This is a genomic window from Streptococcus sp. HMSC065C01, from assembly GCF_001813525.1.
Taxonomy (GTDB): Bacteria; Bacillota; Bacilli; order Lactobacillales; family Streptococcaceae; genus Streptococcus; species Streptococcus parasanguinis_V.
This window is the reverse complement of sequence record NZ_KV812861.1, coordinates 2770-3142: the sequence shown is the minus strand read 5'-3', so window position 1 is coordinate 3142 and position 373 is coordinate 2770. Positions and strand designations below refer to the sequence as shown.

At 33.5% G+C, this 373-nt stretch carries 1 protein-coding gene; it reads right to left on the bottom strand.

The annotated features are described in order from the left end of the window. Window positions 1-335 (bottom strand): helix-turn-helix domain-containing protein (locus HMPREF2918_RS10595; RefSeq protein ID WP_141751602.1); only part of this gene is annotated, 335 nt, incomplete at its 3' end. Window positions 336-373 lie beyond the last annotated feature (38 nt).

The following is a 373-nucleotide window of genomic DNA, read 5'->3' as shown; positions in this document are numbered from 1 at the left end:
TGTTCGTAAACATGGTATTCGTATAGTTTTTCTGACATTGAAACAGTGTTCTTATATTTTTCTTTTTGAACTAGGCCTCTGACATAACTAAGTGCATTATTCTTACCTTCATCCGATAAAGTATTATATAGTCGGACGATTTCGACCTCTGTAAAATAACCTTTTGGAACATTTAGAATCTGCTCCAAAAGCTTTATTTTTTCTCTAGATGGTTGTTTTATTCCGCGTTCCCATGCAGAATAGGCTTGGTAGGTAATACCTAATTGATCTGCAATATCTTTTTGAGTCATTTTTAGCTCTTTTCTACGAGCCTTTAGTTTTTCTGGTTGGTACATCATTTCCCTCACATTAATAGTAATTTCAATTCAGCTTT